This is a genomic window from Rhizorhabdus histidinilytica (assembly GCF_900167915.1).
GTDB lineage: Bacteria > Pseudomonadota > Alphaproteobacteria > Sphingomonadales > Sphingomonadaceae > Rhizorhabdus > Rhizorhabdus histidinilytica.
In genome coordinates, this window is record NZ_FUYM01000010.1 from 115,225 (window position 1) to 138,972 (window position 23,748).

Genomic DNA, 23,748 nt, shown 5'->3' on the forward strand with positions numbered 1-23,748 from the left:
CGGCGACTGGCGGCGGCATGGTGCCGCAACCGCCAGTCCCCTTCCGCCTACATGTTGAAGCTCAGCTTCACGCCGAGCTGCCGGCCGCGCGAGTAGGAACCGGTGACGGCGGTCCCGCTCCCCGGCACCACCGAACCATATTCCAGCAGCCGCTGGTCGGTCAGGTTGCGGCCGAACAGCGACAGGTTCCAGCGACCGTCGACCGCGCCGAAATCGACATGCGCGCCCAAATCGGCATAGGCGTGCTGCACCATGCGCGGATCGTTGTAGAGGCTGGAGTCATATTTGGTGCGGGCGAAGATCGTCACGCCGACCCCGACCTGATGCTCGCCCGACCCGACCGGCGTTAGATAGTCCGCGCTGAAGGAGCCCGTCCATTTCGATGCATATTGGGTGGGCACGCCCGAGAAATCCTGTGCCCTCGGCGTCCCGGCGCAGCCGGGCGCGAGGTTGGCGTTCTGCAGCGAATTGCACGGCCCCCCGGGGAAGTTGATGTATTTGGCGTCGAGATAGGAACCGCTGAAGCCGAAGGTCCAGTGCTCGTCCGGGCGGAAATGCCATTCCAGCTCGATGCCCTGCGATCGCGCCTTGCCGACATTGGTGACGATGAAGGTCAGGCCCGACACCGCCGACTGCTGCAGATCGGAGAAGGTCTCGCGGAAGGCGGCGATCGAGTAATCGAGCTTGCCGCCGAACAACAGCCCCTTCAGGCCCGCCTCGACCATCCAGGCGCTTTCCGGCCTGAACCCTGCCAGCGCGGGGTCGGCGCCGGTGAAGGCGTAGTCGAAACCGCCGACCTTGTCCCCCTTCACATATTTCACATAGGCCTTGTTGCGCGGCGCGACCTCATATTGGACGATCGCCTGCGGCTGCCAATGATCCTCGGACAGACGCAGCGAGCCCGGTGCGAAATTGTGCTGGGTCCCGCCCAAGACTGCGGCATAGATCGGATCGAGCGCGGGATTGCGCGCGGCGAGCAGCCGGGCGCGCCGGGTGTCGAAGGTGGTGTTCGGGATGATGTCCGCCGCGAAGGCCGATTGCCCCGCCGACTTCTTCTGGTTCGTGTAACGGACGCCGCCGGACAGGCTAAGCCGGTCGGTCAGATGATAGGTGAGGTCGACGAAGCCCGACCAGGCCCGGTTCTTCTGGTCATAGGTGAAGACCCGCGCGAAGGGCGTCGCCGCCGCGCCGGTGAAGCCCAGGCCCGCCAGCGTGAACTCCTGCGCGACGTCGATCGCCAGCGTGTCGCGCTGATAATAGGCGCCGACCGTCGCATCGAGATCGCCGAAGGTGCCGCCGAAGCGCAGCTCCTGGCTGAACTGGCGGAAATGGGTCCACTGCGGGTTGAAATAGGTCGTCGCGTGATTGACGCCGTCCAGGCCCCACTGGACCAGCGAGTCCGAATTCCGCCACGCCGTGGTCGAGGTGAACGTCCCGCCCAGCACGTCATAGTTGATGTCGGCCTGGTAGAGTTCGGCGTCGAGCTGCTGGATCTCGTCCGAGAAGAAGGGCGCGACATTATAGTCGATGTAGCGGTTCTTGTCGTCGCCCGCGACCGGATAGGGCGGCCGCGCCCCGACCAGCGGCTGGCCGACGGGAACCAGCGTACCGCCGATATCCTTGACCCGTGCGACCTCGGCCTTCAGCACGATGTCGAGTCCGTCGGCAGGGGTCAGACGCAGGGTCGGCCGGACGGCATAGTTGCGGGTCTGCGGCTCGCGCTTGCCTTTGATCGGGTTGCGATAGCGCCCTCGATCGAGGTCCTGGAACAGCCCGGCCAGGCGGAAGCTCGCGCCGTCCATCAGCGGAACAGTGACGCCCATCTGCCCTTGCAGCTCCTGCCCGTAGAATTCGTATCCAATCGAGCCGTCGGCCTGGAAAGTGTCGCCCGGCTTCTTGGTCGCGATGTTGATGACGCCGGCCGTCGCGCTATTGCCGAAGGTCAGCACCTGTGGCCCCTTCAGCACCTCGACCCGCTCGACGTCGAAGATCGGGATGCGCGCCTCCTGGTCGCGGCCGTAGGACACATTGTCCACGAACTTGCCGACCGACTGCTCGAAGCCGGCGCTGCTGCCCGATCCGAAGCCGCGGATATAGGCATAGGTGTTGGCGGCGCCGTAGCTGTAGGTGAAGTTCGGCGTCGTCTTCGACAGGTCGATCACCTGGGTGATATTCTGCCGCACCAGCATGTCGCCGGTGATCGCGGTGATCGCCACCGGCACGTCACGCAGATTCTCCGCCCGCTTGCGCGCGGTGACGATGATGTCGGCGGGGCCCGCCGCCTCGGCATCGTCCGCACCGGCCGCCACCTCTGCGACGGGAACGTCCTGCGCATAGGCCCCCGCGCTCAGGGCCGTCGTCGCCAGCACGACAGCCTTCACATATGCCATGTTCATCTTGCCTCTCCCATCTGCCGGATTATCTTTTCGAGCAGCTAATAGACCGTCCGATCGACCGGCCGGCATCGTTCGCGGCACCCCTCGACACGTCTCCAGGATGCCCAAGTTAATGAAACGTTTCATTTTTCAGATCGCAACTGTTCCAAGGAGGATTGTCGCCCTTGCTGAAGTCAAAATCTGCGAAGAGCCCCGTCAGGCGGGCTCGGGCACCTTGTCGAGCAACGGGATCAACAGCTCGTTGCATTCCTCAATGGTGATCACTTCCTCGGGGGGGCACCGGCGGAACGTACCCCCGCCGACCCAGATATTCTCGCCCTTGAGGCGGCAATCCTCCGAATAATCCCAAACCATGATCCGGTCGGTCGTCTGAATGAAGATGTCGTCGAGCTGGTCACCCGCCACCGGGGCGCCGAAATGAAGGGCCACCGCTCCGGGCATGAAAATCTGGAAGGTCGCACGGCTCGAGAAGCCGTTGTCGTCGACGCGGAGCACCTCATTCTCGAACATCATGACGCAAGCATTGAGCTTGACCATCGAGGCGTAGAGCGCCTCGACCCGCTCCCGTCCCGTATAAGCGACGGGGAAGCCGCCGACATACATCAGATACTCGGGATCGGGCACCGTCAGCTCTTCGGCGAGGATGTCGTCGTAACGGCCGCAGACTTCGAAGATCGCGTGGCGGCGGTAGTTAATCAGGATCTTGCGGTGCCGAGGATTGGTCACCGTCCGCAGCAGATCATCGGCCGCCTTGGTCAGCAGGCGAATATCATATTTCATGGCACTGTCTCTCCCGGCGATCGCCGCTCATCCATTGATTGCTTCGATGATTATCGGTGAAGGACGACATTCTCCTCGATCGGCGCCCGCCCGATCCGGTAGCGGCCGCCCACGCTGTCCGTATCCGGATAGCCGAAGGAAATGCCGAACAACATCTTCAGCTTCGGATCGATTCCGAGTTCCTCGCGGATCGTTCCGGCGAAGAAGCCGAGCAACGTCTGCGGGCAGCCCTGGAGGCCATGGGCCGTCAGCGACAGCAGGAAGGTCTGCGCATACATGCCGACATCTCCGGCGATCCGCACGCCGTCGTAGAAGGACGGCATGAACAGGAAACAGGCATGCGGCGCGCCGAAGAATTCGAGGTTGCGGAGCAACGCGAGGCGCCGATCGTCCTTCGCCTCGCGTGCCACGCCGATCGATCGATAATATTCTTCCGCCTGCTGCACCTGGCGTTCGCTGTAGGCACCGTAAAGCTCATCATAGCCGAAGGGATAATCGGGCGTCATCCGGCCCGCCGCCTCGGCCGCCAGCAAGGCCCGGCTCACCCGGTCGCGCGCCTCGCCCGACACGATATGAACCTGCCAGGGCTGGATATTGGCGTTGGACGGCGCACGCTGGGCATCCTCCAGCACCGACCGGATCACGGCCTCGGGCGCTGGCTCGGGCAGATAGGTCCGCGCGGAGTAGCGCTCACGGACGACGTCGCGGAATGACTTAGCCGCAATCCTATCGCGGTCTCCGGTTTCGGCGCGAGCATTCAACATCAGAAACCCTTCAAAGATGATGTGAGCACACGCCTAATCCTCTCTGGAGCCGCCTGCAACCAAAAATTGAAACGTTTCATATTTTGCAAACAGCACGGCAGGGGGTTCGGGCCTAAAGGCGGCTCTTGTGTACGGCGCGGTTGATGTCGCCGTCCGGACCCGGGACATAATCGGGCCCCAGCGCATCGACGAACATGACCTGCGACTCTGCCGTCTCCATCCGCAGCTGCTTGAGCGGCGCATAGTCCTTGCTGTTGTAGAAGCGCTCGGCAGCCTTCCGCGAGTCGAACTCGAGGAGGATGATCCTCTGGACGCCGAGGTTCCCTTCCAGCGGATGCACAGTTCCGCCGCGAACGACATAGCGTCCGCCATGACGCGCGATCACCGCGGGCACCTTCTCCAGATATTCGGCGAAGCGCTCGCGATCGGCGACGACGATATTGCCCAGCAGATAGCACTTCACAGCATTCCCCTTGGACGTCCGAGCCGCCGGCTCCATCCTGTGAGTGGCCGCCATCCCTATAGGACAGCGTCACGAGATGCCATCTCGCCTAATCGGAATCGCGGAGAGAGCGGCATTAAAAATGAAACGTTTCAATAAATTGTCAAGCCGATAGAAACCTCCGCGGCATTGCGCCGACCTGGTCCGTGTTGTGGCCGATACGGGATGCTATTCCCCGTCCTGCGCGCGTCGTCGACGCTCCGGCCCCAGCCGGAGCGGCATGCTCATCACCATGACGATCTGCTCCATCGTGTCTTCGAGGGCCACCTCGAAGCTCTCACCGAAATCGGCATGATCGGTCCCGTGATGCCTCACGAGGATGTTCAGGAACATGAGGCTGATGCTGATCAACCTGCGCTGCGCGACATAAGGCGGCAGATAGTCGACGCGCTCCCGCAACAGCCGAAGCGCGCGCGTGAGATTGGGCGGCTCGGAGCCGCCGAAGTCACCGAATTCGGGGGAGCGGCTTTGGAGCAGATACTGGCTTAGGAAGCTTGCATAGGAATGATGGCCGTCGGCGTCATGAAGATCGAGCTGCGGGAGCAGGATGATCTCCAATATCGTCCGCGCGTCCTTCAGCCGTCCTTCCTTTTCCGCGCGCGCCAACATCATGCCGCGCGCCTCTTCCATCTGCTCCATGCGGTAATCGAAAATGGCCCGCACGAGCCCTTCGCGAGAGCCGAAATGATACTGTACGGCAGCATGGTTGCCCTGGCCGGCGCGGGTGGCGATCTCTCGCATCGATGCGCCGTGGATCCCCCCTTTTGCGAACAACTGCTCGCCAGCCAAAATCAGCCGCGATTTTGCGTCCATGATCTCTCCGGACGGAACGTCGCTCAACACATCCTTCTCTTCGGCCATCCCTGCCATCCTAAAACATTTGTAATATGATTCTCTTGCAGAACCCGCAAAATTCCGCTCCGCCATACATAGGCCAGGGGCGGAGCCGCTGCCACAGCAAAAACCATACCTCGCTCCAAAGTCCATATTTTTCAGGTTCATATTTAGAAATTGCCAATCCAATCCCCCCTTTCGGCGCCACGACGAGGGCGGCATCAGCCAATTTACACTTGACTTAAAAATGCTCCAAGGCTTACTCCCTAATCGTTGTTAGTCGAGGTCGACAGCCCGCCGCCATGGCCGCGGGCATGCTGCCCACGTCGAGGGAGAGAAGTTCATGGCGATGGAAACGGGTCTTATTTTCCACCCCTATATGCGCCCGGGCCGGACGGCTCGGCAAACGTTCGAATGGGGCGTCCAGAACTCCGTCGCTTGCGACAGGGTGGGATTCACCTCGATGATGATCTCCGAACATGCCTCGCAGATCTGGGAGAACATTCCCAATCCCGAACTGATCATGGCAGCCGCGGCGCTACAGACGAGCCAGATCAAGTTCGCGCCGATGGCCCATATCCTGCCGCATCAGCATCCCGCGAAGCTTGCCATCATGGTGGGCTGGCTGTCGCAGATACTGGAAGGCCGCTATTTCATGGGGATCGGCGCTGGCGCCTACCCGCAAGCTTCCTACATCCATGGCATCAAGGATGCAGAGCCGCAGATGCTGAATGACATGGTCCGCGAGTCGCTGACCATCATGGAAAAGATCTGGAAGCGCGAACCCTTCTTCTACGAAGGCAAATATTGGGATGCGGGCTTTCCTGAGGAGACGCCTGCGGAAACCGAGGAGGACGAGCAGCATATGCTTGCCGACTTCTCTCCCTGGAACGGGGCTTTCCCCGAATTCGCCGTCACCGGCTTCAGCCAGAATTCGCCGTCGATGAAGCTCGCGGGCGAAAGGAATTTCAAGCCTGTCTCGATCTTCTCGGGTCTCGACGCGCTCAAGCGGCACTGGGAAATCTATTCGGAAGCCAACATCAAGGCCGGCTTCACCCCCGATCGTCAGCGCCACGCCGTCTCGCAGACCGTCTTCTGCGCGGATACCGACGCGGAAGCGAAGCGCCTCGTCATGGAGGGGCCGATCGGTTATTGCTTCAGCAAATATCTGATCCCGATCTGGCATCGCTTCGGCATGATGGACGGCTTCGCCAAGGATGCGGGCATCGATCCCAAGGACGCCGATCTCGAATTCCTGGTCGACAATGTCTTTGTCGTGGGTTCACCCGACACGGTCGTCGACAAGCTCAATACGCTGTTCGAACAATGCGGCGGCTGGGGCACGCTGCAGGTCGAGGCGCACGACTATTATGACGATCCGTCGCCCTGGTTCTATTCGCTGGAACTGCTTGCGAAGGAAGTCGCGCCCCGCATCACGCTGCCTGGTGCCCGCGAAGTGACGAGCGAGGCCGTCACCGCCTGACCCGTACATTCGCTGAAATCGAGCAAGGGGACGGAGGATCGTCGATCCTCCGTCCCTTTTCGCCATATGTGCAGCCAGCCGCCTGCGCCGGTTGTCAGGGCCGCTCTGCCGCGAAGCCGAACAACAGCAGATCAGCGGCCTGTTCCGCGATCTGCGCAGGACTGAGCTTGCCCGGCCGATACCAGGACGAGCAGGAATCGAGCATCGCTATCAGAAATTTGCGCACGACCGTCGCGTCCAAGGCTTTCGATCCCGTGCCATCGGCCTGCGCAGCGACGATCAGATCGCGCCAATAATTATCGAAGCTGGAATAGGCCGCGAGCACGCGCTTGCGCATCTCTTCCGGCAAGTCGTCGAAGATCCGCGCGACGGCGGAGGAATAATCGTCGCCCGTCAAAAGGAAGTCGACATGCGCGACGATCGCGGTGCGCAGGCGCACCATCGGCGACGTGCCGGGCCCCATCCCTTCGACCCGCGACATGATGTGGCGGTTGTTGCGATAGATGCCTTCCATCATCACTTCCTCGACCAGATGGTCCTTCGACGGAAAGTGATGATAGATGCTGGGCGCCAGCATGCCCGCGCCCTTCGCGATCTCACTCAGCTTGGCGCCCGCCAAACCTTTCTGCCGCAACACCGCGGCAGCGGAATCCAGAATGCGCGTTCGGCCATTGTCTGCGTGTGCCATGCGCTCTCTTAGCTGGAATATGAGGGAAGGAAAGCCCCGCTCGCCATCCGCGTCTAACCGGCGAAAGGCACCGTCGGCACGCCCGCGGCCGGAGGATCGAGGATTTCGAACAATCCGCCTGCCAGCGGCTCCCTCGCAAAGGCGTCCTCACCATAGCCCTGCGACCCGGTGATCAGGAACAGCCGGCCATGATCAGTGCCGCCGAATGCCGGACGCAAGCCCCGACGTACCGGCAGCCGCCGCTCCTCCAGCAAGGTCGCATCGGGCGCATAACGACGCAGCATCCAACTCTCGTAGAACGCCATCCAGATGCAGCCTTCGACGTCGACCGCCATGCCATCGGGATAGCCGTCTTCCGGCTTGAAGGTCAGGAAATCGCGTCGGTTGGAAAGCTGGCCGTCCCCGGACACATCATAGGCCCAGCTCACGAGCGGCATGGAATCGTTCACATAGGCGACCCGGCCGTCCGGGCTGAAGGCCGGGCCGTTGGCGGTCACGATGTTTCGCTCCTGGGTGCTGACCGTACCGTCGGCGTCCAGCCGGTACAGCTCGCCCGTGCTGCGCTTGTCCAGATTGCCCAGCGTGCTTTCCTTGTCCTCCGCCGTGGTGCTTTCGTCCCACTGGCTGGAATCGCACGAACCGGACCAGTAGCGGCCCTGACGGTCGGTAACGCCGTCGTTCAGGCGGGCCACCTTCGGATTGGGAATAGGGTGGATGATGGGCTGGTAGACCTGCCGTTTCGGATCGACATGGGCAAAGCCTTCCGCACAGGATGCGATGAAGCCCCCCGACGCACGCGGCGCGATGGCGCTGACCCAGACGGGCGCGGACCAACGGCCCTTGGCCCCGCTTTCCAGATGATACCAATTGATGCTGGGCGCTTCGATATCGACCCAATAGATGCAGCCGTCGCGATCGTCCCATATGGTGCTTTCGCCCAGGATCGCCTTCGCGTCCCAAAGACAGCGCCAGCCTTCGCCTTCCATCATATGCCGATCCCTCGATCCTATAATTTGACGACCGGATCACCGAATGGTTCATCCCTCTGACGCACCGCTTCCTTGAGCCCTTCCATCCGCACGGTTTCGTTGAATCGAGTGCGGCTGGCCGCCAAATGCCCGCGAGCGTCCATCTCCGCCGCCATGCGCTGGAGGGTGCGGGCGCCCATCAATTCCAGCCCCAGATTGACGATCCGCTTGTTGGCGCTCAGCAGGTCGGCGTCGATCAACGCGAGCCGCGCCGCCAAAGTCTCAACCTCGGCATCGAGCCGGTCGGCGGGTACCGCCTTCATCGCCAACCCGATCTTCACGGCATCGTCGCCCCGGATCGAATCTCCGGTCAGAAGCAGTCGCTTCGCCCATTGCGGCCCGACGAGGTACAGCCACATGTGGCTGGGCAGCGACCCTTGGGACCGCGCGGACGGAAAGCCGAACATCGCGTCGTCGGCGCAGATGACCATATCGCACATCAGGGCAAGGTCCGTGCCGCCGGCCAGGCAGCGGCCATGCACCTGCGCGATCACCGGCTTGTGCATGTCGAACAGCGCCATCCGCAGGCGCAGCGCTCGCTCCTGATGCCATGCGTCGTCGTCGAACTTAGCGCGTCCGCGCCGATGATCGACCTGTCCTGGTATCGGCTGGTCATATTTCTGAAGGTCATATCCCGAACAAAAGTCCGGTCCGGCGGCACGGAGGACCACCGCATGGACGCGATTGTCCTCGTCCGCCTCCCACAGCAGCGCGTTGAGCTTTTCCTGCAACGGCTCGCTGAGCGCGTTGCGCTTCTCGGGACGGTTCAGGGTGATCCACGCCGTACCGTCCCGAACCTCGTAAAGAAGCAAAGGCGCCTCGTCCGTCATCCGCTCCCTCCTCATCCTTCCACGCCCGCCCCTCTGGAACTGGCCTAGAGCGATTTCTAGGCAGATGGAAACATCTGCCGGCTCGGAAATCGCGGTAAAACAATGGTCTAGGGCGGCCGATCCGATGCAATCGGATCGTGAACCGCTCTAGGATCCTCAGGCGACCGATTGCGCCCCGACGGGCGGCGCTACCGGCGCCGACACGTCGATGTCCTTCAGATGCGGCAGCACCTTGCGCGCGAACAACTCGTAATTTTCGCGGCCCACGTCGAACGGCATATCGCCGAACTGGGTGTAGATGATGAAGCTGCCGATATCGAATCGCTCGACCATCTCCTTCAGCTTCTCCAGCACCTCTTCAGGACGGCCCCAGATCTGCAGATCGGCGAGGAAATTATTGAACTTCTCGATGCCGTTCTTTTCAACGCTGGCGGCAAGAGCGCCATAATATTCATAGCCTTCGATCGAAGCGAATTCCTTGTTGCCGAATTGGTAGAAGGCGGAGGTCGATCGGGCATATTCGACCAGATATTTGTCGCGCATCTCCCTTGCCTTGGCAGCGTCCTCGTTGACGGCGCAGAACGCCACGACCACCGGCTTGGGTGCCGGGCGCCCTTGCATCGCGAAGAAGCGCTCTCGATAGGAGACGATGTCCTCCTCGACCCGGTTCCAGGGCTTTTGCGCGATGATCATCAGCCCGACGTCGAGATTGGCCATGAGCTTGACCGATTCCGGCGACACGGCGGAGGCGAAGACGCGGCCGCGATAGCTGGCATAGGGGCGGGGCCGCAATTCGACGCGCGGCTGCTTCAGATATTCGCCGTCATATTCCATGACGCCGGTTTCCAGGGCCTCGAGCAGCGCTTCGGCATATTCGCGAAAGCGCTTGCGCGCCTCGCCCATCGGCACGCCGAAGCCGTCGAACTCCTCCTTGCCCAATCCGCGACCGATGCCCAGGATCGCGCGCCCCTCGGAGAACTGGTCGAGAAGCAGGAAGCTCTCGGCGATCCGCACCGGGTTCTGCCAGGGCAGAACGGTAACCGTGGTGCCCAGCTTGATCCGCTTCGTCTGCCCCGCGACCCAGGACAGGAACTGCGGCACGTTCGGCGTCATCATGTAGCCGGTGAAATGATGCTCGGGCGTCCATACCGAATCGAAGCCCTGATCTTCCGCGCGGGCGGCAAGCGAGAGCTCGTGCCGGAACACGTCGATGTCGCTCACCCGATCCTTAAGATTCTGGAACGTCAGTCCCAACCCCACTTCCATCACAGCCTCCGCTCAGCATCACTTGGATTTAGACTAATTGTAATTAGGCTAATTTGGCAACCCCTTCATTGCCGCGAGGGAGAGATTCATCATTTTTCCCGATGACGCCCGAGTGCCCAGAGCGACTCGCTCCCATCAATTTTCCCATATTTTCCTATGATTTATTTGGAATTTTAGCAGCCATGGAGACAAATGTGACGCCGCTGCGGCTGGATCGATTTTCTCGAAAAGCTTGACGCCACACGCTCGGGTTTGCATCATAATAAAAATTAGGGATCGGAGATTCAGGACGGTGAAGGAGACCATCGCAGCGCGGCGCCAGGCCATGGCCGACCGGCACCCCATATGGCGGGAAATGACGCTCGACGCCTATCTGAGACAGATTCAGGGCGATTACGGAACGCGCCCGCTGGTCATCACAGACACTCAGACGCTTAGCTATGCTGCCGTGGCAGCAGAGTCGGAGCAGATTGCGGCCGGCATCGCGGCTATGGGCATTGCGCGCGGGGATCGTGTCGGACTGCTGATGGCCAACTATCCCATCACGGTGCCGTTGCTGTTCGCGATCTGGCGCACGGGCGCCGTCGCCGTGGCGATCAACACGCTCTACGGCCCGAAGGAACTCGAATATGTGCTGCGCGAGTCCGGTTGCTCGCTGCTGATCACCATGGCCGGCTTCGGTTCCCGGAGGTTCGATCGCGAACTGGATGAACGACTTCCCGGCTGGCGCGATGGCCGATGCGAGGCACTGCCCGAACTGAAGGCGGGCCTGGTCTACGACGACACGGCATCATCGGACTTCGCCGACCTGCTGCCGCAGGGGCTCGCCCCGGCCAATATGGCCGAGCCGCACGATCCAGCGGTCATCATGTTCACGTCGGGCACTACCGGCGCGCCCAAGGGGGTGATGCAGACCCACGACAATCTGCTGCGGGCCGCCTATGCCGGCGCCTATCATCAGGCGTTCGAGGACGGGCGCCGCGCCGTTTTCTCGCTTCCGCTCTATCATGGTTTCGGCCTGGTCGTCGGATTGCTCTCGGGCATGGTTGTGGGCGGTTCGATCGTGCCGCTGCTGCGGTTCGCCCCGGCTGCGCTGCTCGCCGCGACCGAACGGCATCGCGCTACCTATCTCATGGGCGTGCCGACCATGACGATCGCAATGATGGAGGAGGCCAAGTCCCGCTCCTATGACCTATCTTCCCTCTCCGCCGTGCACAGTGCAGCGGCGCCGACGCCGAGCTGGGTCTGGCGCGAGATTCAAGAGACGTTCGGCTGCGAGGAGATCTTCACCAGTTATGGCCAGACGGAGGTGACGGCAACGATTGTCTGCACCCAGCCCGGCGATCCGATCGAGGTGGTCGCCGAGACGCAGGGCCGTATCGTCCAGGCTGGTGTCGCGGGCATTCCCGAGCAGGATGGCCGCATCTGCGAATTCAAGACGATCGACCCGGAAACCGGAGCCGATTTGCCGGATGGCTCGCCCGGCGAACTATGCACCCGGGGCCCGATGAACAGCCTCGGCTATTTTCGGCGACCCGAGGAGACCTCCAGGCTGTTCCTGCCCGGCGGCTGGATCCGGACCGGTGACCTCGGCCAGTTTCGCCCGGACGGTAACCTGTTCCTGACCGGCCGGTCCAAGGAACTCTACAAGAGCCGCGGCGAGCTTGTTTCTCCCAAAGAACTCGAGCAGCTCGTCACCACCCATCCGGCGGTTGCGCAGGCCTTTTTCATCGGCATGCCGGACGATCGCTGGGGTGAGACGGGTTGCGCGTGGATCGTGAGGACCGAGGGTGACGCCATCGGCGAAGAAGCGCTGCGCAACTGGCTGGCTTCACGCGTCGCCCCCTACAAGATGCCGCGCGACATCTGGTTCATCACCGAAGCGGAACTGCCCAAGACCGGCACGGGCAAGGTGCAGAAGAATATCCTTAAGGAAATGGCGCTCGCAATGATCGCGGCGCCGGCGGGCGCCGGCTGAACAGCCGGGCCGCCCTCAGCGAAAGACCCGAATGATGACGACCTACGGCATTTCCTCGACAGAGGCCATCATCCAGGACGCGATCGACGGCCTGCCCTATATCCTGGTCGATGCGGACGACCGCGAGAATGAGGGCGATGTCATCATCCCCGCCCAGTTCGCGACGCCGCGCCAGATCAATTTCATGGCGAAGCATGCGCGCGGCCTCATCTGCCTCGCCATGACCCAGGCACGCGCCGAACAGCTCAAGCTGCCGCCGATGACGGTCAACAACCAGTCGGGCCACGGCACCGCCTTCACCGTGTCGATCGAAGCCCGGGAAGGCGTCACCACCGGCATCTCCGCACAGGATCGCGCGCATACCATCGCCGTCGCCGTCGACCCGTCCAAGACGGCTGCCGATATCGTCTCCCCCGGCCACGTCTTTCCGCTCACCGCCAGGGACGGCGGCGTGCTGGTCCGCGCCGGCCACACCGAGGCCGCCGTCGACATCAGCCGGATCGCAGGCCTGACGCCCGCCGGCGTCATCTGCGAGGTGATGAACGATGACGGCACCATGGCTCGCCTGCCCGAACTTCTGCTCTTCGCGCAGGAGCATGGCTTGAAGGTCGGCACCATCGCCGACCTGATCGCCTATCGCCGGCGATCGGAAAAGCTGATCACGCGCGTCGCGTCCGCGCCCTTCCACAGCCGCTATGGCGGCGATCTCACCATCCACGTCTATCGCAACATGATCGACGGCGGCGAGCATGTCGCGCTGGTGAAGGGAGAGGTCCGTCCCGACAGGGACACGCTGGTCCGCGTGCACCAGGTGGACATGACCGCGGACATGCTGGGCTGGTCGCAGGCGCATCCCGAATATGTGCCGCAAGCGCTGCAGGCCATCGCCGCCCATGAAGGACAGGCTGTGGCCGTCTTCGTGCGCGATCCCAGCCCCGATTCCATCTCGAAACGGATCGAGGGGGGCCGCAAGACCTATCATGAGACCAACGCGACCCGCGATTATGGCATCGGCGCGCAGATCCTGCTGGACCTGGGGGTGCGGAATATGACGCTGCTGACCTCCAGCACGGCAAAGCTCGCTGCGCTGGAGGGTTTCGGTCTTTCGGTGACGGCCCGCAGGCCGTTGCGCGTGCTCACCGAATAGCCTGGAAGATTCCCGTCATCTGCTTCCGTACGCCCCCCCCGCTCAGAGTCTGACTCAAAAGTCCCCGCTCGCCCTGAGGAAGCATCGAGCCTAGTCGAAATGCTGTCTCGAAGGGGTGTTCGAGGCTAGAAATATCCTTCGATATGGGCCTTCGTCAAAGCTCAGCCCCTCCTCAGGATGAGCGGTAAGGCACTTTCCGGCCAGCCTCTCAGGAGCCGTCAGGCTCCCAGACCAGCGGAACATTCTCGACAGCGGCGACGATGCCCGAATGGTAGATGGGAGTGGCGCCTTGCTCCATCGCGAAGGTGGGAATGCGCTTCAGCCATTCCTGAAGGGTGACTATCACTTCCAGTCTGGCCAGATGCATGCCGGCACACCGATGCGGCCCTTGGGCGAAGGTCGAATGATCGGCCACATTGCGCCGCGAGAGATCGACCTTCATCGGGTCGACATGCTGGCTGTCGTCCAGCCCGTGCAGCGCGGTCGGGAGCAGGATCAGGTCGCCGGCTTTCAGCCGCGCCCCATGAAACTCCATGTCGGCGACGACATAGCGCGCATCCGATACCACCGCGAAGCGGCGGAACATCTCCTCCACGCCACGCTGTAGCTTCATCGGATCGGACCGCATTTCCGCCACTGTTTCCGGGTGGCGTGCGAGATAGATCATCATGAAGCTGAGCATGTTGACGACCGTGTCCAGCCCACCCAGCAGCAGCAGCGATACGAGGCCCAGCATCTTGTCCGGCGACATGGCCTTGCCGTCGATCTCGCTGTTGACCATCATCGTGATCAGATCGGTGCCGTCACCGCCCCGCCGGGCCGCGATGATCGGCGCGACATAGTCGAAAAAGCCCTTGTTAGCGGCCTGGAGGCTGCGGCCCTGTTCTTCGGGCGTGTCGCCGGACGGTCGCGTCATCTCCTTGGCGAGCGCGTTCAGCATGGGAGCGTCGTCCATCGGCAGGCCGGCCAGCGCCAGAAACACCTTGACCGGAAAGATGCCGGCATAGTCGCGCGCGAAATCGCACCCGCCGTTCCTGGCGAAACCGTCGATCAGTTCGATCGCAACGGCGCGGATGTCGCCCTCGATCTTGCGGACCTGGGCCAGGTTCAGCCCCTTGTCGATCGCCTTGCGATAGGGGGTGTGTTCGGGCGGATCCATCTTGGTCGGAACCATCTCATAGGCCTCGCCCGCCTCGCGCGGGACCCAGATCACCCGGCTGGAGAAGCGGTCGGGATGGCGGTAGACCTCATCGATCACCGCACCGCGCGTCGCGACCCAATGGCCCCCGGTCAGCGGCGTCCACACCAGCGGTGGCGTATCGGGTGTCTGGACGCGCTTCCAGGCCTCGTGAAACCCTTCCTCGATGCCGTCGAGGGCGTAGATGTCGATGTCGCGCACCTGCTCCGGCCGGACATGGTCCGGCAGGGCAGCGCGGGGCCGGACGGGCTGCGGGGTCAGTATATCCGTGTTCATGAACCTGATCCTCTTCAGCGGATTGTGGGGTCGATCACCGCCTTGGTGGCGGTGCCGGTCCTGGTGACGTGCAGCGCCTCGGCCGCCTGATGGATGCCGAAACGATGGCTGACGAGTTCGGCCAGCGGCACCTCATCCTGGACACGCGCGGCGAACTGCATGGCATGGTAGTAGTTCTTCGGCGCGGGGAAGGACGCCCCCCCGATCGTGAGGTTCTTGAGCGTCAGATCGCGCGGCGAAATGGGCTGGGTGCCGATCGCGCCCCACAGACCGAGGATGATGTAGCGGCTGTGTATGCCGCTGAGATCGACGCCTTCGGGAAAGGCCGGCAGCGCGCCCGCCGCCTCGATGACGATGTCCGGCCCCTGCCGACCGACCCTGTCATAGATTGCCCGCCTGCGTTCGTCGGCGGACAGGGCGAGCGACACCGTCGCGGTCGCGCCCAGCTTCACCGCCGCCTCCAGTCGCGCCGGCGCGCCGTCGATCACGATCACGTCCCGAGCGCCGGCCTGGGCGGCGACCAGCACGGCCGAAAGCCCGACCGGGCCCGCGCCCTGCACCACCACCGTATCGCCAAACCGCACCGGGCCGCAGCGATCAAAGCCGCGCAGCACCGTCGGTAGCGCACAGCCCAGCGCCGCGACGGCCTCCGGCCGGGCGTGATCGGGCAGGCGATAGAAGGGCATGTTGTTGGGCAGCCAGGCGAAATCGGCATAGCTGCCCCAGTTCGGCTTGCCCGCATCCTCGAAATACTGGCTGTTCTCGCACGGGGTCTGCTCCAGGATGGTGCAGGAATAGCAGCGATGGCACAGCGCAATCGGCGACCACACGACCAGGTCGCCCGGCTTCACCGGAACCCCCGCATAGTCGGTCGACACGCCTGCGCCGAGCTGTTCGATCTGCCCGACGCCTTCATGGCCGAGGATGATCGGAAAGGGCATCTCGCCGGCCTCGCCGGTCATGATGTGGACGTCGCTGCCGCATACGCCGCCCAGGATGGTGCGCACCAGCGCCCCGCCCGGTTCCGGCGCATGGATATCGACATCCCAGGTTTCGAGCCGGTTCTTCTCCACCAGCACAGTCGCTCTGCCCTGCATCTCTCATCCCTCAATCGATCGCGCGGCGGACCCGCCATCCGGGCGGCGCGCGCACAGGCCCTGCCGCTCCCGTCATTAAACTAATCAAAATTAGCCTTATGATGCAAGAGATACATCATGACATTGATACCACTGAGGCTGATGGATCAGCACAGCATTAGGCACAATTTATTGATTTTGTGAAATTTATTTCAAAATTTCCGCAAGGAACGCGCCCATGCGCAACCACTCTCCCCGCAATGGCATTGACAGAAAGGCCGGACTTATATTCTATAATCATTATTAGGCTAAAGCAGGAATTCCCGAGAGGAGTATATATGGGCCGCCTCGCAGGCAAAGTCGCCATCATCACCGGTGCCGCGCGCGGCATGGGAGAATCCCACGCCCGCACCTTCGCGCGCGAAGGCGCCCGGCTGATCCTGACCGATCTCAATGTCGAGAAGGGCCAGGCGCTGGCCCGTGAGATCGGCGAAGCGGCCATCTTCGTCGACCACGACGTGACGAAGCCCGATCAGTGGGCGGCCGTGATCGACGCCGCCGTCTCCAGGTTCGGCACGATCGACATCCTCGTCAACAATGCCGGAATCCTGGGACCGATGGCGAACACGGTCGACCTGACCGATGCCGGATATCAGCAGGTATGTGCGATCAACCAGCATTCGGTGTTCTACGGTATGCAGGCGGTGCTGCCGACGATGGTGAAGGCCAATCGAGGCTCGATCGTCAATATCTCGTCGATCGCCGGCATGGCCGCCAACTATGGCTTCCCCAGCCTCGCTTATGTCGCCAGCAAATTCGCTGTGCGCGGCATGACCAAGGCGACCGCGATGGAATATGGCCGGTACAATATCCGCGTGAACTCGGTGCATCCCGGCTTCATCCAGACGCCGATGATGGTCGAGGCCACCGACGAGGTCGGCGGCGAGGCGCTGGCGCAGATTCCGCTCGGCCGCATCGCGGACCCGGTCGAGGTGTCCAACCTCGTGCTCTTCCTCGCCTCCGATGAATCCTCCTACATCACCGCGTCGGAGCATCTGGTGGATGCTGGCATGCTGGCGCACTGATCCGAACCGCCGATGGCCCCGGTCCAATTTCAACGCCGTGGCCATGTCGCGGATGTCCGGCTGAACCGCCCTGCGGCGCTCAATGCCATCGACGACGCGATGGACCGGGCGCTGGCGGACGCCTGGGATCGGATAGACGAGGATCCCGACATATGGGTCGCCGTCCTGTCGGGGAACGGCGATCGCGCCTTCTGCGCGGGCGGCGACATGAACGCGCCGCCCACCGGCCATGGCGGCCTTTCCTTCGGCGGCGGCCTGACCGGTATCGGCGGCCGCCTCAGGCGGTTGCGCAAGCCGTTGCTCTGCGCCGTCCATGGGCATGTCCTGGGCCTGGGCTTCGAACTGGCCATGTGCGCCGACATCATCATCGCCGCCGACGATGCCGTCTTTCGCCTGCCGGAGGCGAAGGTCGGCGTCATCGATCACTGCGGCGTCGTCCATCGAGCGATCCGCCAGCTTCCCCATCATGTCGCCATGGCGATGATCGTCGCCGGCGTCCCACTGACGGCGGCGGACGCGCTCCGCTTCGGGCTTGTCAACGCCTGCCTCCCCCGCGCCGAATGGGCGGACGGCGTCCAGCAGTGGATCGACAAGCTGCTGGCCTGCGCGCCGCTGGTGTCGCAGGCGGCCCGCCAGGCCGCGCTCGAGGGGCTGGAGCATCCGCTAGGCGAAGCGCTGGCGCGCTCCTACCCGCTCATTGCCGCCTATCGGCAGTCCGACGATCGGCTGGAGGCCGAACGGGCCTGGGCCGAGCGTCGACCGCCGCGCTGGTCCGGACGCTGACGACACCCTGATCGAAAGCCCGCAGGCGGTCCGTTCGACGCCGCGTCCTTTCCGCTACCGTCCATGAAGAAAGCCGCCCCACCCTGGGGAGGATGGAGCGGCGAAGATCTTCCGTATAGTCTCCGTCGATGGGATCGCGAAGCCGCCGCCCGCGATCCCCCTCGCGGAAACCTCAGAACCTGTAGGTGATCTCCGCACCGAAGGTCTGCGGCTCGCCCCAGATCGCGGTGTTGAAGCCGCCGCTGGCACCTTCGACATAGCCCGAATTATAGTAGAGCTTGTCGAACAGGTTCTTCACATAGGCCGCGATGCTGATGTTGCTGCCGCTGATGTTGTCCCAGCTCAGCCGCATGTCGACGGTCATATATTTGCGAAGTTGGGTGCGCGGCGTGATCGAGCCCTCATTGTTCGAGAAGTAGGTCTTGGTCTGGCCGAACACGTCGGTGCGAAGCTTCACCTGGCCCAGCTCCTCGGGAATGGGGAGTCCGATCACCGTATAGACCGACCCCGCCCACTTGGGCGCATCGGTATAGGTGTCGAACGGGATCTTCAGGCCCGCCACGCCGGTCGCCGACGACAGGTCGACGACGTTCTTGGTGAACTTCGCATCCGTATAGGCGCCCGAGAAGCCGAACTCGAACCAGTTTGCCGGCTGGAAATTGGCATCGAACTCGACACCCTGGATCCGCTTCTCCGGAACGTTGACCGTGAACGCCGCCGGATTGCCGTTGACCAGCGCGTAGATCGAATGCTGGGCATCCTTCACGATCTGGCGGTAGGCCGCGATGTTGATCCGGGAGCGGACGTCACCGATGCGCCCGGCGAACTTGTATCCCAGTTCGAAGTCATAGGTGGTTTCGTTATCGAAGAAGTTGGTGTCGTTGAACGGCACCACGGCGCCGTTGAAGCCACCCGCACGGAAGCTGCCGCGCTGCGCGAAATAGACCATGTTCGACGGATCGATCTGATACTGCAGATTGAGCGTCCAGCTCGGATCATGCAGCTTCGCCTTCTGCTTGAGCGGCGTGTTGCCGGTCAGGTTGAAAAGGCTGCCGCGGATCTGGTCCAGCTTCGCCGTCTCCCAGGTGTAGCGGCCGCCGGCAGCCAGCTTCAGGCGATCGGTGAGATCATAGCTGAGCTGGGCGAACACCGCCTTCGATTCCGATCGCTGATGGTAGAAATAGGCGATGTCGGCGAGCGGCGTGGCGAGCTCCGATCCGACGATGACCGGAATATATTCCTTCTTCTTCGACTTCGAATAGAAAGCGCCCACGATATATTCCAGCGCGCCCGATTTGCCCTGGATCTGTACCTCGTTCGAAATCGCCTTGGTCGAGAATTCCTCGCCACCCGGAGGGCCATTGCCCAGGCCGGTGCGGTTGTAGAGGTTGAGCGAGCCGAAGGGCGAGCCGGACAGGATGCCCGGCGTCCGAGCGAAGGCGTCCGCATAGTTGAAGATATTCTTCAGCGTGAGATCGTCGCCCAGTTCCACCTCGGTGGTGTTGGTGACGAAGGCGGAGTGCGCCTTGTGCGGCAAATCGTAGCTCAGCCACACCTCATAGGGGTGCGCCTTCTGCCATGCGAGATAGCCGGCGACGGCGCCCGGCCAGGTGCCGTCGCCCATCGGGCCGTCACCGATCGTCGGCGCGAAGGGGCTGTTGGCGCCATAGACGCAGTCGAGCGTCGCGGTCAGGGTGTAACCGTTGTTGGTTTCACCGCACGCATGGTACGAATACAGGCCGCCGGCGCCCTCGGAGCCGCCAAAGTCGCTATATTGCGCCACGGTGGTGTTCTTGATTCCGGTCGACGGATCGATGACGAGCGTGATCCGCCCGGAAAGCGCATCGGTGTCGCCAAGGGTGTTGCCGGTCTTGGCGTTGCGGATATAGCCGTCCTGCTTGTTGTAGTCGCCGGCAACGCGGATCTTCACCGCTTCCGAGATCGGGATGTCCAGCGCGCCCTGGACCTGGATATAGTTTCGCTCTCCGCCCTTGAGCGTCGCATAGCCGCCGAAACTGTCACCCGGCTTTGTCGTCTCGTAGAGGATGGCGCCGCCCGTGGCGTTGCGCCCGAACAGCGTCCCCTGCGGCCCCTTCAGGACCTGCACCGAACTGAAGTCGAAGAAGGCCGTCGCGGTGTTGCCGGCGCTCTGCGGCGCTTCGTTGATATAGGTCAGCACCGCCGGGCTGGAGCCCGAGAAGGGATCAAGCGTCTGTCCACGCAGCGTGAAGCTGATCTGGTTGGAATTCTGCCCGCTCTTCACGATCAGGCCGGGCACCAGCGCCGCGAGGTCCTGCTCGCTCGACACGTTGCGCGCCTGCAGGGTGTCCGCGGTGAAGGCCGACACCGACACCGGCACCTTCGAAAGGGATTCGGACCGCCGCTGGGCCGTGACGATGATGTCGTCGATGGCGGTGACGTCGTCCGTCGAATTTTCACCCGCCGGCTTGGCCACCTCTTGGGCGAACGCCGGCACTCCGGCGGCAAGCGCCAAGATACCAACGCCGAACGCCAACTGCCGCTTCAGATACATCTCCACCTCCCATATCTGCCCATCACTCATCGATGACTGGCACATATAGGCTAACGACGATTAGGCAGATGTCAAGCTGGTCTAACGAGCCTTCGCTCGATCCGATCGCCTTCCTCATTTCGCGGTCATTACGAACATAAGCATAAGAAAATATTCAATTATATTTGACTCCCCACTCATGCACCGGCCGCATCAACGCCGCCAGGAGCGGCGGGGCCATGCGCCCCAGTCGGCCAACGTAGCCAGAAAATAGAATTTATATTAGGCTATAATTTCGTTCGCCCCCGGACAAGTCACGGCCTTCCGATCACAACATCATATCGGATGGCGACCACTATGCCCGCGCCCGAACGATGAGCTCGACTTGGCCACATGCATACAAAGCGACCGTAGCCGATGGCATGCGGCGATCCACTTCTCGGAAGCCGAATGAGGATGCCGACTTCGACGAGGTTACATCACTTCCTCGTCGGCAACGATTACTCCGCTGTTGGCAATCGAATCAGCTTCAGCCGACCACTTCTCCTGATCGGCATCGCTGCGAATCTTTCGAGGCCGACCGAAAATCGGGCAGCACGCCGGAACGGGACCATTGGGCCTGCACGCGAGACGGGCGGTGAAATCCCGCATGGCTGGAGGAGGTGCCGCCGGGCACTGGCCCTATCCCGAAGGCGAGGTGCCATATGCTGAAACGGCGGCAATGACTTCAACCTATTTGTCGATCGTGAAATCGAGCCGGTTGAGCTTGCCCCGAAAGCGGCTCGTCGCGATCCTATAGTCCGCGTTGACGGGAGACAGCGTGTCCTGCCCGACATCAAAACCTTCGTAGAGCGACACGCGCGCGAACAGCGTATGCTCGATGCGCCCCGACGCAATGGCCTGGCCGTCGGCCGTCATCGTCAGCATGCCGCCCGAACCGGGGCGGGATTCGTCCGCTTCGAACCGCGCCGTCAGGACATGATGGCCCGGCGACAGTCGCTGCGCAGCACGTACCTGATATTGCCGCGTGCCGATGGCGTTGTAGTGAAAGACGGGAACGCCCTGGTCGAGATAGAAGGCGTAGCCGCCGAACTTGCCGCCATGGGTTACCAGCACGCCTTGTGCATCGTCGGTGCCAATCTCGATGTCCGCGCTGATCGTATAGGAATGGCCGATTGTCTCTGGCGCGACGCGCGGGGGTACACGGCTTAGTCCGGGCTGGAAGCTGAAGCTGGTGCGATCGCCACGTGGCGATGGCGCGCCCTTTGCCCCCTCGCTCGCGCTGTGGATTGGCAGAAGCTTGTTCCGCGCCGCCTCCGCCCAGAAGAGCTGCTGCATCTCCAGCAGCTTCTTCGGGTTGGATTTTGCCTTGTCGTCGGCCTGGGAATAGTCCTGCGCCACATTGTACAGTTCCCACTTGCGATCGTTGGGATCGCTGGTTCCAACCACCTTGAAGAAATCCCATGGCGCATTGGTCGGCGTCGTCCCGGCCCACCAGCCATCATGATAGATGCCCAGATTCTGCATCATCTCGAACACCTGGGTCCGTCGCCGCGATGGCGCATCGGGCTGATCGAAGCTGTAGGCCATGCTGATGCCGTCGATCGGCATCTGCTGCACGCCGTTCAATATCGCCGGGGCCTGTACGCCCGCCGCGTCGAAGATGGTGGGGGCGATATCCGTGACATAGTGGAACTGCGGACGCACGCCGCCCATGTCCTTGATCCGCGAAGGCCAGCTGATGATCATGCCATCGCGCAGGCCGCCAAAATGAGATGCCGTCTGTTTGTAATATTGGAACGGCGCGTTCATCGCCCAGCCCCAGCCCGTCGGGTAATTATTATAGGCGTCGGGCCCGCCGATCTTGTCGATGTTGTCCACCAGATCGTTGAAGGGCTCGTCGTAGCGATTGATGAAAGCCTGTTCGTAGAGCGAACCCTGCTGGGCGCCTTCCCCGCTGGCGCCATTGTCGCCCTGGACGAAGACGATCATGGTGTTGTCAAGCTGACCGCTTGCGCGAAGGCTGTCGATGACGCGGCCGATCTCGTAATCGGCATAAGCCAGCTGGGCCGCATAGGCTTCCATCAGCCGCGCGAAGACGCGCCGTTTCTCCGGGCTCAATGACGACCAGGCCGGGATGAAATCGGGGCGCTTCGTCAGCTTGGCCGTGGCCGGGATGATCCCGAGTTGCTTCTGCCGCTCGAAGGTCTCGCTCCGTGCGACGTCCCAGCCCCGATCGAACTTGCCGCGGAACTTCGCGAGCCATTCCGGAGGCGCCTGGTGCGGCGCGTGGGTGCTACCTGTCGCATAATAGAGGAAGAACGGCTTGTCGGGAGCAAGTTGCCGCTGCTGGCCGATCCACCGGATGGCATGATCGGCAAGGTCTCGGTCGAGAATATAGGTGGGGTCGTCATGCGGCGGCTCGACCGGCGAGGTGCCTTCGGTCAATGCAGGCGTGAACTGATCGGTATCGGCGCCGATGAAGCCGTAATAATATTGGAAGCCCATCTGCGTCGGCCAATGATCGAACGGCCCGGCCTGGCTTTCCTCCCATTCCGGCACCAGGTGCCACTTGCCAATGGCGGCGGTCTGATAGCCGTTCTGACGAAGGACCTCGGCGACGGTTCCGGCCGATTTCGGGATCGAACTGGTATAGCCCTCATAGCCCGTCGGCGCATTGGTGACGGTGCCCATTCCGACGGCATGCTCGTTTCGCCCGGTGAGCAGCGCCGCGCGCGTCGCCGAACAGATCGCGGCGTTGTTGTACTGCGTATATCGGAGGCCGCGCTGCCCCAGCGCATCGAAGTTCGGCGTCGGGATCGGCCCGCCATAGCTGCTGGCCGCGCCGAAACCGACATCATCGGTCAGGATCAGGATCACATTGGGGGCATTGGCCGGCGCCTCGACCGGCTTCGGCCAACTGGAGGCCATGTCGGCCGCGACCCGGCCGACGGGCGTCGCCGAAGCGGTCGTCGGAACGGGCAGCACGGCCGGGCTCGCCATCACGGCACCGTTGGCGAACAGGATCAGACCGGTGGTGATGGCACGACCTGCGCGCGTGGCGTCTACGAGGTTCGTGAAACAGCTGGTGAGCAACCTGGCCTTGAAACGCATCTGGAACT

General features: G+C 62.7%; 18 protein-coding genes. 5 read left to right on the forward strand and 13 right to left on the reverse strand.

The features are described from left to right. Positions 1-47 precede the first annotated feature (47 nt). The 5 genes from B5X82_RS19830 to B5X82_RS19850 all read right to left on the reverse strand — a co-directional run bounded on the left by B5X82_RS19830 (position 48) and on the right by B5X82_RS19850 (position 5,303). Positions 48-2,396 (reverse strand): TonB-dependent receptor, encoded by a 2,349-nt coding sequence (locus B5X82_RS19830; RefSeq protein ID WP_176152633.1) that lies wholly within the window; start codon positions 2,394-2,396, stop codon positions 48-50. 195 nt (positions 2,397-2,591) lie between these two features. Further along, complete coding sequence (locus B5X82_RS19835) at positions 2,592-3,176, reverse strand: hypothetical protein (protein ID WP_079649908.1); 585 nt, start codon at positions 3,174-3,176, stop codon at positions 2,592-2,594. 50 nt (positions 3,177-3,226) lie between these two features. Further along, a complete protein-coding gene (locus tag B5X82_RS19840; RefSeq protein ID WP_176152634.1) occupies positions 3,227-3,940 on the reverse strand; it encodes a nitroreductase in 714 nt (237 codons plus the stop codon). Positions 3,941-4,052: 112 nt separating this feature from the next. Further along, a complete protein-coding gene (locus B5X82_RS19845; RefSeq protein ID WP_176152635.1) occupies positions 4,053-4,403 on the reverse strand; it encodes a DUF1330 domain-containing protein in 351 nt (116 codons plus the stop codon). A gap of 207 nt (positions 4,404-4,610) precedes the next feature. Beyond that, positions 4,611-5,303: a TetR/AcrR family transcriptional regulator gene (locus B5X82_RS19850; RefSeq protein ID WP_079649910.1), complete on the reverse strand. Its 693-nt coding sequence runs from the start codon at positions 5,301-5,303 to the stop codon at positions 4,611-4,613. Between the two features lie 352 nt (positions 5,304-5,655). On the opposite strand from B5X82_RS19850, the gene B5X82_RS19855 reads away from it, so the two are divergent. Next, positions 5,656-6,759, forward strand: coding sequence for an LLM class flavin-dependent oxidoreductase (locus tag B5X82_RS19855; protein ID WP_268878255.1), 1,104 nt, complete (start codon positions 5,656-5,658; stop codon positions 6,757-6,759). Positions 6,760-6,853: 94 nt separating this feature from the next. On the opposite strand, the gene B5X82_RS19860 is transcribed toward B5X82_RS19855, so the two are convergent. From B5X82_RS19860 to B5X82_RS19875, 4 genes are all read right to left on the reverse strand, one after another. Further along, positions 6,854-7,447, reverse strand: a complete 594-nt coding sequence (locus tag B5X82_RS19860) for a TetR/AcrR family transcriptional regulator (protein WP_079649912.1) — start codon at positions 7,445-7,447, stop codon at positions 6,854-6,856. A 53-nt stretch (positions 7,448-7,500) separates the two neighbouring features. Further along, on the reverse strand, positions 7,501-8,436 hold the full coding sequence (locus B5X82_RS19865; RefSeq protein WP_079649913.1) for an SMP-30/gluconolactonase/LRE family protein: 936 nt from the start codon (positions 8,434-8,436) through the stop codon (positions 7,501-7,503). 17 nt (positions 8,437-8,453) lie between these two features. Further along, positions 8,454-9,305 carry a crotonase/enoyl-CoA hydratase family protein gene (locus B5X82_RS19870; protein ID WP_079649914.1) on the reverse strand — a complete coding sequence of 284 codons (852 nt, stop codon included), beginning with the start codon at positions 9,303-9,305 and terminating at the stop codon, positions 8,454-8,456. A 156-nt stretch (positions 9,306-9,461) separates the two neighbouring features. Beyond that, positions 9,462-10,571, reverse strand: a complete 1,110-nt coding sequence (locus B5X82_RS19875; RefSeq protein WP_079649915.1) for an LLM class flavin-dependent oxidoreductase — start codon at positions 10,569-10,571, stop codon at positions 9,462-9,464. Between the two features lie 292 nt (positions 10,572-10,863). On the opposite strand from B5X82_RS19875, the gene B5X82_RS19880 reads away from it, so the two are divergent. Together B5X82_RS19880 and ribB are read left to right on the forward strand one after the other, a co-directional pair. Then, the gene (locus B5X82_RS19880) at positions 10,864-12,549 is read left to right on the forward strand and encodes a class I adenylate-forming enzyme family protein (RefSeq protein WP_079649916.1); all 1,686 of its coding nucleotides are present in this window, start codon (positions 10,864-10,866) and stop codon (positions 12,547-12,549) included. Between the two features lie 34 nt (positions 12,550-12,583). After that, entirely contained in the window at positions 12,584-13,696 is a 1,113-nt protein-coding gene (ribB, locus tag B5X82_RS19885; RefSeq protein ID WP_079650011.1) for a 3,4-dihydroxy-2-butanone-4-phosphate synthase, read from the forward strand. 208 nt (positions 13,697-13,904) lie between these two features. Here the strand turns inward: ribB and B5X82_RS19890 are convergent, their stop codons facing one another. After that, complete coding sequence (locus B5X82_RS19890) at positions 13,905-15,170, reverse strand: cytochrome P450 (RefSeq protein WP_079649917.1); 1,266 nt, start codon at positions 15,168-15,170, stop codon at positions 13,905-13,907. 14 nt (positions 15,171-15,184) lie between these two features. Then, the gene (locus B5X82_RS19895; RefSeq protein ID WP_079649918.1) at positions 15,185-16,267 is read right to left on the reverse strand and encodes a zinc-binding dehydrogenase; all 1,083 of its coding nucleotides are present in this window, start codon (positions 16,265-16,267) and stop codon (positions 15,185-15,187) included. Positions 16,268-16,584: 317 nt separating this feature from the next. Between B5X82_RS19895 and B5X82_RS19900 the strand changes: the two genes are divergently transcribed. After that, positions 16,585-17,331 carry an SDR family NAD(P)-dependent oxidoreductase gene (locus B5X82_RS19900; protein ID WP_079649919.1) on the forward strand — a complete coding sequence of 249 codons (747 nt, stop codon included), beginning with the start codon at positions 16,585-16,587 and terminating at the stop codon, positions 17,329-17,331. A gap of 12 nt (positions 17,332-17,343) precedes the next feature. Continuing rightward, positions 17,344-18,114 (forward strand): enoyl-CoA hydratase-related protein, encoded by a 771-nt coding sequence (locus B5X82_RS19905; RefSeq protein ID WP_079649920.1) that lies wholly within the window; start codon positions 17,344-17,346, stop codon positions 18,112-18,114. 172 nt (positions 18,115-18,286) lie between these two features. On the opposite strand, the gene B5X82_RS19910 is transcribed toward B5X82_RS19905, so the two are convergent. Together B5X82_RS19910 and B5X82_RS19915 are read right to left on the reverse strand one after the other, a co-directional pair. Then, positions 18,287-20,647 (reverse strand): TonB-dependent receptor, encoded by a 2,361-nt coding sequence (locus B5X82_RS19910; RefSeq protein WP_079649921.1) that lies wholly within the window; start codon positions 20,645-20,647, stop codon positions 18,287-18,289. A gap of 711 nt (positions 20,648-21,358) precedes the next feature. Beyond that, positions 21,359-23,740, reverse strand: a complete 2,382-nt coding sequence (locus B5X82_RS19915) for an arylsulfatase (RefSeq protein WP_079649922.1) — start codon at positions 23,738-23,740, stop codon at positions 21,359-21,361. Between the last annotated feature and the right edge of the window lie 8 nt (positions 23,741-23,748).

Coding starts and splice junctions, on each gene's coding strand:
- B5X82_RS19830 (WP_176152633.1), bottom strand. CDS start 2,396: ATGAACATGGCATATGTGAAGGCTGTCGTGCTGGCGACGACGGCCCTG.
- B5X82_RS19835 (WP_079649908.1), bottom strand. CDS start 3,176: ATGAAATATGATATTCGCCTGCTGACCAAGGCGGCCGATGATCTGCTG.
- B5X82_RS19840 (WP_176152634.1), bottom strand. CDS start 3,940: ATGTTGAATGCTCGCGCCGAAACCGGAGACCGCGATAGGATTGCGGCT.
- B5X82_RS19850 (WP_079649910.1), bottom strand. CDS start 5,303: ATGGCCGAAGAGAAGGATGTGTTGAGCGACGTTCCGTCCGGAGAGATC.
- B5X82_RS19855 (WP_268878255.1), top strand. CDS start 5,656: ATGCGCCCGGGCCGGACGGCTCGGCAAACGTTCGAATGGGGCGTCCAG.
- B5X82_RS19860 (WP_079649912.1), bottom strand. CDS start 7,447: ATGGCACACGCAGACAATGGCCGAACGCGCATTCTGGATTCCGCTGCC.
- B5X82_RS19865 (WP_079649913.1), bottom strand. CDS start 8,436: ATGATGGAAGGCGAAGGCTGGCGCTGTCTTTGGGACGCGAAGGCGATC.
- B5X82_RS19870 (WP_079649914.1), bottom strand. CDS start 9,305: ATGACGGACGAGGCGCCTTTGCTTCTTTACGAGGTTCGGGACGGTACG.
- B5X82_RS19875 (WP_079649915.1), bottom strand. CDS start 10,571: ATGGAAGTGGGGTTGGGACTGACGTTCCAGAATCTTAAGGATCGGGTG.
- ribB (WP_079650011.1), top strand. CDS start 12,584: ATGACGACCTACGGCATTTCCTCGACAGAGGCCATCATCCAGGACGCG.
- B5X82_RS19890 (WP_079649917.1), bottom strand. CDS start 15,170: ATGAACACGGATATACTGACCCCGCAGCCCGTCCGGCCCCGCGCTGCC.
- B5X82_RS19895 (WP_079649918.1), bottom strand. CDS start 16,267: ATGCAGGGCAGAGCGACTGTGCTGGTGGAGAAGAACCGGCTCGAAACC.
- B5X82_RS19900 (WP_079649919.1), top strand. CDS start 16,585: ATGGGCCGCCTCGCAGGCAAAGTCGCCATCATCACCGGTGCCGCGCGC.
- B5X82_RS19905 (WP_079649920.1), top strand. CDS start 17,344: ATGGCCCCGGTCCAATTTCAACGCCGTGGCCATGTCGCGGATGTCCGG.
- B5X82_RS19910 (WP_079649921.1), bottom strand. CDS start 20,647: ATGTATCTGAAGCGGCAGTTGGCGTTCGGCGTTGGTATCTTGGCGCTT.
- B5X82_RS19915 (WP_079649922.1), bottom strand. CDS start 23,740: ATGCGTTTCAAGGCCAGGTTGCTCACCAGCTGTTTCACGAACCTCGTA.